The sequence below is a fragment of the Mesorhizobium sp. M7A.F.Ca.CA.004.04.2.1 genome, from assembly GCF_004022825.1.
Taxonomy (GTDB): domain Bacteria; phylum Pseudomonadota; class Alphaproteobacteria; order Rhizobiales; family Rhizobiaceae; genus Mesorhizobium.
In genome coordinates this window covers 1-8,854 of the sequence record NZ_RZPH01000143.1, presented here as the reverse complement: position 1 = coordinate 8,854, position 8,854 = coordinate 1, and the positions used below count along the sequence as shown (strand labels likewise).

Genomic DNA, 8,854 nt, shown 5'->3' with positions numbered 1-8,854 from the left:
GCCGCGGCCCGTACTCCGGTCCGGATGACGGCAATACCGAAGGACCGTTCGAAGAGCGATTCATCGTGTCTGCCCGGCGTCAATATCTTCGCGGCACTGAGACGGTTATGGCGGCGCGTCTGGAAGGACGCCAGCCTGTCCTGCTCACGGTCAGGGCCAACTCGTTGAGCAAGCAAATCACCACAGACTGGCAAGCCAGGGATGTGCGATCCGGTGCTTGGGTCGGCACTAAGTGGACGGGCATCACCTACGCCATCAAGGCGATCAATCCGACTGAGGATCGCGCATGGATCGACATCTTGGTGGAGAGCGGGGTGGCGTCATGACCTCAATCCTCCGGCTCGCCAAGTTGCAGCGCAAATTGACAGCATTACCTAAAGTCGCCCGCGACATGATCCGTGCGGCGATGGAGAAACAGGCCGACATCATCGTCGCCATGATGAAATCGCTGGTGCCTGTCGACCGCGGCGAACTGCGCGATAGCATCGGCTGGACCTGGGGCAAGGCACCGAAGGGCAGCTACGTCGTCGCGGTGGTCAAAGCATCACTAGGCGGAGATCTGACGCTGACGATCTTCGCCGGCAACGAGGTTGCCTATTACGCCCGGTGGCAGGAGCACGGAACGCAGGAGATGCCGGCGCAGCCGTATTTCTTCGTTTCGTGGCGGGCAAACAAGAAAGGATCGTCTCGGGCGATCCGCGCGGCAGTGAATAAGGCAGCAAAGCAGGTGGCGGCATCATGATTGACGCTTCCTACGAATTGCAGATCGCCATTGTTGCTAGGCTGAAAGGCTTCGCCGACTTGGTCTCGCTGATCGCTGATCGCGTCTATGACGAGGTGCCGCGCGACAAGGCAACAAAACAAGTCACGGCTGATTTCCCATACGTCGCCTTCGATGGCGATCAGGTGCTGCCGAACGATTTCGACTGCATACCGGGATCCGAAATCTACTTCGATATGAGCGCCTGGTCGCGCGCGGTCGGATCGGCCGAGGTCAAGAAAATCGCCAACGCGGTCAGGCTGGCGCTGCACGAGTACGAACTACCGCTGACCGAAAATGCGCTGCTGTCGTTCGAATTGTACAAGCGCGACGTCGTCCGAGATCCGGACGGCAAAACCAGCCGCGCTCGGCTCACGTTCCGGGCCGTTGTCGAGCACGACTAGCCCAGCCTCACCTCACCCCTGAGAAACCCGCTCCGGCGGGCGCTATTGCTGCCATCAAAGGAGACATCAAATGGCTGACGCAACCACCCTCAAAGGCGGCAAGTTCCGAGTTCTTCTCGGTGACGGCGCCTCCCCGATCGTCTACACCGCGCCGTGCGGCTTTCTTTCCAAGTCGATGACGCTGACCAAGGCTCTGGAGGAATTCAGCCTCCCGGATTGTGTCGACCCCGACAAGGTGGCTTGGCTCGGACGCGACGCCACCAGCCTATCGGTGACGATCAGTGGCGAAGGCATTCTCGCCAACGAATCCGTTGAGACGTGGCTCGATGCCTGGGAGAACCCCGACAGCATCCCGGTGAAAGTGGAGATGGAATTCCCTGCGAAAACCATCACGTGGACCGGTTTCATGCATGTCGGAACCGTGACCATGGGTAACCCGTCCAAGAACGGTCGGGTGACCAACAACGTCGAGATGTCGAGCGACGGTGAGCTGGTTCGCGTGGTGACCCCGTAAATGAGCCGCGACGCCAGGGTGACGCTGGACTTCGCGGATGGGACCTATCCCTTCCGCGTCGGCTGGGGCGAATTCGCCGAGCTTCAGGAAAAGACCGATGCCGGTCCGTTCGTGGTGCTCGGTCGTCTCATGGATCGAACCTGCAGAACCACCGACATTTCGAACGTGATACGGCTGGGCCAGCTTGGCGGCCGCATGGAGCCAGCGAAGGCTCTGACGCTGGTTCGATCCTATGTCGAGGACCGCCCGCCGGCGGAAAACCTGCCGATCGCGCAGGCCATATTGATGGCGGCGTGCATGGGCGCTCCCGACGAGGCAGGCGAGCCTAAAAAAAAAAGCCAAGAGGATGAGGGCGTCACCCTAGACGATCTGCCAAACGGGAAGGTCCGCTTTGAAGTCCTATACGGCTACGGCCAAGTCATGGGCTATTCACCGCAACAGGTGAACGGCATGAGCATCTGGCAATTCCATGCGGTCGTCGAGGGCTTCCGGAAGTCGCAATCAGGGTCAGACAGGCAGCTTTCCGAGGCCGACAAGGACGCGTTGTGGGACTGGCTGACCGCGGACGCCGCACCTATCATCGGGCTTCAGCCGAAGGTGCCGTTCAACCCAGTGGCGCTGTTGCCGGTCGAGCGGCTATTTTCCGTCGCCTAATGCCTCAAGGTCAGCTTTGTCTTCAAGCAAAAGGTTCTCGCAATCCTTTAGATTGATGGACGCGTCGAGCGTGACCTTTCCGGCCTGGAGGTCGCGATCGAGGTTGGTGACATCGCGAACCGTGAACCGGCCACTTGGTCCATATAGGTCCAGCAGTTGGACTTGGCGGAGGGCCATATTTTTCGCTGTCCTATACGTGCTCCCGTGTCCACGGCAAGCGTAGTGCAGCTTCATCGAGTGAAGGTAAGCGCCCATCCATCGGTCAGCCTGCTGCGGCGTCAGCGTTGATGTCAGACCGGCAATCACGAGCAAGGTAGAAAACATGCGATCCTCCCAAGAAGCTGGCCACTTCTATGCCAGCAACTGACCTCGAAAAGCTGGTTGTCCAGCTTTCGGCCGATTTCAAGGCCTTCGAAAAGGGCCTCGCCCGCGCGAACGGGATCAGCAATTCGCAATTTAATGCTATCGAACGGCGCGCCCGTCAATTTGACAGCCGTCTGAACAGCATCGGGAAGAGCGCTGCCCAAGGTCTTCTGGCGCCGCTGTCCGGCATCGGCACTGCACTTGGCGTTAGGGAGATTGCTCAATATGCGGACGCATGGACGGCGGCAGGGAACAAGATCCGCGCCGCAGCAACATCGGCTGGCGTCTCGGCACGATCGCTCAATGAACTGAAGGCCGGGGCCAACGACGCGCGCACCGATCTCGAGACTTACGTCGACCTTTACGCGAAGCTTATCCGCTCGGCGTCTGGTGTTGCCAAGTCAGAGCAGGAGATCGCCGATGTCACGAACATCGTGTCCAAGGCCTTCAAGGCTGGTGGAGCGTCGGCGAACGAGCAAGCGGCCGGCATTCTACAGCTTGGTCAGGCGCTGGGTTCCGGCGTTCTGCAGGGTGACGAGCTGCGGTCTCTGCGTGAGAACGCACCGATCTTAGCGCAAGCGATTGCCACAGAGTTCAAGACGACAGTCGGCGGGCTGAAGGCTCTTGGCGCGGAAGGTAAGATCACTTCGGACCGGATTTTCCATGCGATCCTAGCTGCACAGAAGCCGATCGAGGCGCAGTTCAAGGTCACGAACGCGACGATCGCCGACGCCATCGGCCAGGTGAACAATGAATTCCTAGCCTATATCGGAAACGCGGATGCTTCCGCCGGCGCCAGCCGAGACCTTGTTGCCGCGCTTCAATATCTCGCCACAAACTTCAAGGGCGTTGCCGACGTCGTTGTCGAGCTCGCGACAATCATTATTGGAGCTTTGACGGGTCGCGCGATCCTCGGGATGGTGGCTGGGCTTGGCAACGCGGTCGTTGCCTTGGGAGCCTTCCTCACCGCCATGCGCGCCGGAACACTCGTTGCAGGCACATTCACGGCCGCTCTCGGCCCCCTTGGTCTCGTTGCCGGCGCCGCCGCCGCTGCGCTGTTCCTACTTTATGAAAGCCAGGGCAGCGCAAAAGGCTCGGCCTCAAACCTAAATGACGCGATCGCCACCAATGAGAGAGCGCTGAAGGGCGCGACCGACGCGACCTATGACCAGATCACTGCATTGCGGCAACTGATAGCCACCCAGGCGGAAGCCGCCCATGCTTCGGAGCAGGCGGCGCAGGCAGACTTTGACGCCGCCGTTCAAAGGAACAATACGTTCAAGCAGTACACGGGCATGGAGTTCACACCGTTCAAATACGACATCGCTGACGCCGAACAACGCCTTAATGTCTTCGGCGCTGCTGCCGACAAGCTTGACGCCCAGGTTGCCAAAATAAACAAGATCGCGGCCGGCAAGCCCAACGGCTTCGGAAACGGAAGCGGCGCCACGCCGACGCCGACGAAAGGCAGCACCCGCAAAACAGCAGACGACCGTTTCGACGAAGACATTCAGTCCGTGAAGGACCGAACCGCCGCACTGCTTGAAGAACAGAGCGCTCTAGGTCTCACGTTCAAAGAACAGGAAAAGCGCAAAGTCGCGTTGGACCTCGAACAAGAGGCCCTGAAGCAGGTCCGTGAGGAGGCTCGCCGCAAGGGAGACCAGGACTGGCAAAATGCGAAATTGTCGCCTAGCCAAATCAAGGCGATTGACGACGTCTCCGAAGCCTATGCTGACCAAGCCGATAAACTCCGCAAGGCGCAGGAAGCTCAAGACCTACAGAGGGACGTTCTAAAGGGAGTGTTCGGCGATCTGCGCTCGGCGCTCGATGACGGAAAGCTCGGTTGGGACGATCTGGCCAATGTTGCCCTAAATGCCTTGGACAAGATCATCGACAAGATCGAGGAAGATTTGATTGATGCAATCCTGCAGGCGAACAGCGCCAGCGGCGGCAGCGGCGGCTTGCTCGGCGGCCTTCTGGGCGCCATCGGCCTTGGTGGCGGCGGGGGAAGTGATCCTGGCATCATCTCCGCCCTCGGTCTTCGAGCCAAGGGAGGGCCGGTTACCGCTGGGAAGCCCTACATCGTTGGAGAGAAGCGACCTGAGCTGTTTGTGCCCCACCAGTCGGGCACCATCCTTCCAAGCGTTCCGAAGCTGCCGTCGATTGCTGGCGCAGGCGTCAGCCAAGCAATCAGTCTTAGCTTTGCGCCTGTCATCCAGATGCAGGACGGCGGTCAGGGCGATTCGGGCGAGCAGGTGACGGCCGCGCTGAAGAAATTCGAAAAGGAATTCACCCCGCGTGTGGTGAAGGCCATCCGTGAGGCCAAGACGACGGGGCTGATGCGATGACGGCGATTGCCCTGCCCGCCGTCGGCTTCCAGCATGCCTATCCGCAGCTGGTGGAATCGGTCTCGGTTTCGCGCTCCGGCACGCGCGCCATGGCGTTCGTCGAGTATGCCGACAGCTACTGGACCATCCAGATGCGCACCAAGCCGCTGAAGGCTTCGGAACGGCTCCTGGTCGAAGCGTTCAAGGATGCCAGCCGCGGCGGCTTGCAAACGGTGCTCTACACGCCCAAGCACATGTGCATCCCGCGTGCCTATTGGGGCAATGCCGGTGCCGCCGCGCTGGCCAATCCCGGCGCCCTGGCCTCGATCACCGGCAACTCGCTGCTCATCAACAGCGTCGAAAATGGCCTGACGCTCGGCGCCGGCGATCTGATCTCGGCGACGACAGGCGACTACAATGCGCTGTTTCGCGTCCAGACCGGCGGCGTCGCCGCTGGCAACGCGATCACCGTCACCGTCGAGCCGGCCGTGCCGGCCTACATCACGGCCGGCGCCGTCATCACGTTCAAGAACCCGGTCGCCAACATGCGCGTCATGCCGGGGTCGTTCTCGATCCCCGACGAGCCGAAGCCGGTTGCGACCTTTACCCTTGTCGAGATCCCGAAATGAGCTTTCCGACCCGCCTGCAGACCGTCCTGTCCGAAGGCAGAGCCGTCATCCGCTCGGGCATCAAGATCGCCTGCACGACCGGCACGTACGGCTTCTGGAACGGCAAGGGCAACATCATCGTCGACGGCCTGGTCTACTGGCCGAATTCGCTGATCAGCGTCTCCGAGCCAGTCTATGGCCTCGGCACTGCCGCATCGACCTTCACTGTCGAACTGGTCGCCAAGCGCGATTCCGGCCTGACGCCCGACAAGCTGCTGCTGATCGAGGATGAAGGCTACAAGGATGCGCCGGTGACGGTGTTCGACTTCTACTTCGATCCCGATGACCGCTCGTTTTTGCATGCAGAGCCCGGCGCTTACGGCTTCATCGATACGGTCGACCATTCCCGTGACAATGGCGAAAAGAAGCTGATTGCCAATGTGCGCTCCGGCGCCATCGCCAACCATCGCGACGGCTATCGCACCGCCAGCCATCAGGATCAGCAGCTCGTTTCGCCCGGCGACCGCATCTTCGAATTTGCCAGCACCGTGCGGCACGAGTTCTTCGACATCACCTTCGACTGAGGCAATCCTGATCATGCTCAAGCTCACCCGGTTGCCCGACTGGGACCGCCGCCTTGCGCGTCTGGTCAACCAGCACAAGTCGACACCCGGCGTGTGGGGCGTGTCCGACTGCCTGCTGACCGTCGCCGATGCCGTCGAGGCGATCACCGGCACAGATCCTGCCGCCGACATCCGTGGCAAATACAAGACCGAAGCCGGCGCTGCGAGGATCCTGCGCAAGCGCGGCTTCGGCGATGTCGAGATGGCGTTGGCCAGCCTGTTCCCGCCCGTCGGCCGGCTGATGGCGCAGCGCGGCGATATCGGCGTTGTCGAGCGCAACGGCGTGCTCTGCGCAGGCTTCATCACCGATCTCGGCTTTGCGGTGAAAACAGAGTCCGGTCTGTCTTTCGTCTCGCAGATGACCATCAAATCCGCATTCAAGGTCGGCTGACAGCATGCCGTTCCTGATCCCGATCATCGCGCCGCTTGCCAGCGCGGTCGGCCTTGGCGGCTTCGCTTCCTGGCTCGGCGGCTCGACCATCCTTGCCGGCCTCGCCCGCTTCGGCATCGGTCTTGCGGCGAAGTATGCCCTCGGCGCGATCTTCGGCCAACAGGAACCGCAGGCGCAGGCCGTCCAGCTCGATACGGTCTATGGCGAGGATCTTGCGCGCACGGTCGGCCTCGGCGTCTATGGCACCGCCGGCCAGAAGCTTTACCGCAATGCCTATGGCTCGGGAAACCGGTCCATTCAAGACGTCTACAAGCTTTCCGACTTCCGCATCACCGGCGTCACCCGCGTGCGTGCCGAAGGCGAATGGCGCTCGCTCGGCGGCGTCGAGGATCCGGTCAAGGGTTTCCGCGTCCAGGGCATAGACGGGGAAATCTGGGTCAAGGTCTATCTCGGCACCATGGATCAGGTGGCCGATGCCGGCCTGATCGACCAGGCCAATCCGCCCGGCCGCTGGAGCGAGGATCATCGTGGCGCCGGCATCGCCTATGCCGTCGTCACCATGCAGCTCGACCGCGAAAAGATGCAGCAGCCGTGGGAGGCCTTTTTCGAGGTGCAGGGCGCCCCGCTCTACGATTGGCGCAAGGACAGCACCGTTGGCGGCGGTGGCGCCCATCGCTGGAATGACCAGGACACATGGGAGTTTTCCGAAAACCCGGTGCTGATGGTTTACGGACTGGAGCGCGGCTTCTTCAACGGCACGGAAATGATGGTCGGCAAGGGCGTGCCGGCCGGGCGCCTGCCGCTCGGCGACTGGACGCTAGCCGCCAATGTCTGCGACGAAAGCATCGGCCTGCTGAAGCGCTATTCCGCCGGCGTCATCGCCGCGGCAGGATCCGGCGTGACCCACGACCAGAACATCCAGCCGCTGTTCGAGGCCTGCGCGGCGACGTGGATCGAGGACGCCTCCGGCGAGTTCCCGATCGTCGGTGCCGCGCAATCGACGGTGCTCACCTTCACCGACGACGACATCATGGTCGACGAGACCTTCCGTTTCTCGACCAAGCGCACCAAGTCGGAACTGATCAACACGCTGGCCGGCACGTTTCGCGATCCTGACGCCTTCTTCGAGCAGACGCCGTTCGCGGTGCGGATCGACGAGGTCGCTCTTGCCGAGGATGGCGAGCGCCTGGCAGTGGCCATACCATACGGCGGGGTCAACAAGGCGGAGGTCGCCGACCGGCTGGCCGACATCGCCTTCAAGGCCAGCCGGTTCCAGGGCAATGGCGATATCGTCATCCATCCAATGTTCCTCGCCGATGCCAAGGTCGGGCGCTGGTGCGAATGGGATTCGGCGGAGTTCGGCACCCGCAAATTCCAGATGCTGGAAAAGACGCTGGGGCCGCTCGGCGACAAGGGTGCGCGCAACATCCACCTGAAGCTGCAGGAAGTCGGCGACGAGATCTTCGACGGCACCGATTACACGACCGTGCCGCCGGTGCCGGAGCTTCCCGGCCCGCCCGACTATCAGACCGAAGCCGCCAATTTCCTCGCCTTCGGCGTAGCGCAGCAGGTCGCCGGTTCGGCGGAGAAAATCCCCGGCCTGCGCTTCACCTGGAATGCGTTCACCGACATCACCGTCGTGTCGATCGACATCGAATACCGGCCGCAGGGTCAGACCGACAGCATCGTCAAGCGCGCCAATGTGCCCGACCAGGTGCTGATCACCAGCGATGGCGTTCTGGCGGCGACAACCTACGAATACCGCCATCGCATCATCACGCGCCCGGTGCGCACGACGTTCTTCACCGATTGGGCAACCGTCGACACGCCGGCGGCCACGGTACCGGCCGTGTCGGTCGGCCTCGGTCAGGTGCAGGAAGACATCTACGATCTCTTCGCCACGCTTGTCGCCGATACGCGCGTCGCCATCATAGAGCGCATCAATCAGTTGGCCGCCGCCGCGGTAGATGCCGCTGGTCGCGTTGCCAAGGACAACTCGGTTGCCGTTCGCTTCCGCAATGCCACCGCCGCGGCGCAGCAGCTGCTCGAGGCGTCGATCACTGAGATCGACGATGAGCTTGTGGCGCTGGCAGCAGCCACAACGGCCGTCGAAGCATCGGTCGGCCTAATTTCGGCGGATGGGCTGTTCCAGCTCATTGCCACCGCCGGAAGCGGTGACGTGACCTCCCGCCTCATAGCGCAGGTACGCG

General features: G+C 61.9%; 11 protein-coding genes. 10 read left to right on the top strand and 1 reads right to left on the bottom strand.

Annotation, left to right across the window (positions count from 1 at the left end):
* The 5 genes from EN893_RS09295 to EN893_RS09275 form a co-directional block, all read left to right on the top strand.
* Positions 1–326, top strand: a 326-nt coding sequence (locus EN893_RS09295; RefSeq protein ID WP_164900776.1) for a head-tail adaptor protein, incomplete at its 5' end; no start/stop codon positions are given.
* Positions 323–742 (top strand): HK97-gp10 family putative phage morphogenesis protein, encoded by a 420-nt coding sequence (locus tag EN893_RS09290; RefSeq protein WP_127266616.1) that lies wholly within the window; start codon positions 323–325, stop codon positions 740–742. The genes EN893_RS09295 and EN893_RS09290, both read left to right, overlap by 4 nt.
* Positions 739–1,164 carry a DUF3168 domain-containing protein gene (locus EN893_RS09285; protein ID WP_127266611.1) on the top strand — a complete coding sequence of 142 codons (426 nt, stop codon included), beginning with the start codon at positions 739–741 and terminating at the stop codon, positions 1,162–1,164. Before EN893_RS09290 ends, EN893_RS09285 begins: the two co-directional genes overlap by 4 nt.
* Before the next feature lie 70 nt (positions 1,165–1,234).
* Positions 1,235–1,678 (top strand): phage tail tube protein, encoded by a 444-nt coding sequence (locus EN893_RS09280; protein ID WP_127266610.1) that lies wholly within the window; start codon positions 1,235–1,237, stop codon positions 1,676–1,678.
* Entirely contained in the window at positions 1,679–2,332 is a 654-nt protein-coding gene (locus EN893_RS09275) for a gene transfer agent family protein (RefSeq protein ID WP_128361504.1), read from the top strand. It begins immediately after the preceding gene.
* Here the strand turns inward: EN893_RS09275 and EN893_RS09270 are convergent.
* On the bottom strand, positions 2,315–2,656 hold the full coding sequence (locus EN893_RS09270; RefSeq protein WP_127266608.1) for a hypothetical protein: 342 nt from the start codon (positions 2,654–2,656) through the stop codon (positions 2,315–2,317). The two genes, EN893_RS09275 and EN893_RS09270, sit on opposite strands and share 18 nt — an antisense overlap.
* A 29-nt stretch (positions 2,657–2,685) precedes the next feature.
* Between EN893_RS09270 and EN893_RS09265 the strand changes: the two genes are divergently transcribed.
* From EN893_RS09265 to EN893_RS09245, 5 genes are all read left to right on the top strand, one after another.
* Positions 2,686–5,043, top strand: coding sequence for a tape measure protein (locus EN893_RS09265; protein WP_127266607.1), 2,358 nt, complete (start codon positions 2,686–2,688; stop codon positions 5,041–5,043).
* Positions 5,040–5,651, top strand: a complete 612-nt coding sequence (locus EN893_RS09260) for a hypothetical protein (protein WP_127266606.1) — start codon at positions 5,040–5,042, stop codon at positions 5,649–5,651. Before EN893_RS09265 ends, EN893_RS09260 begins: the two co-directional genes overlap by 4 nt.
* A complete protein-coding gene (locus EN893_RS09255; RefSeq protein WP_127266605.1) occupies positions 5,648–6,214 on the top strand; it encodes a DUF2163 domain-containing protein in 567 nt (188 codons plus the stop codon). Before EN893_RS09260 ends, EN893_RS09255 begins: the two co-directional genes overlap by 4 nt.
* Positions 6,215–6,227: 13 nt before the next feature.
* Complete coding sequence (locus tag EN893_RS09250) at positions 6,228–6,644, top strand: hypothetical protein (protein ID WP_236383319.1); 417 nt, start codon at positions 6,228–6,230, stop codon at positions 6,642–6,644.
* 4 nt (positions 6,645–6,648) lie between these two features.
* Positions 6,649–8,854: hypothetical protein (locus EN893_RS09245; protein WP_128361503.1), on the top strand; the 2,206-nt coding region annotated here is incomplete at its 3' end.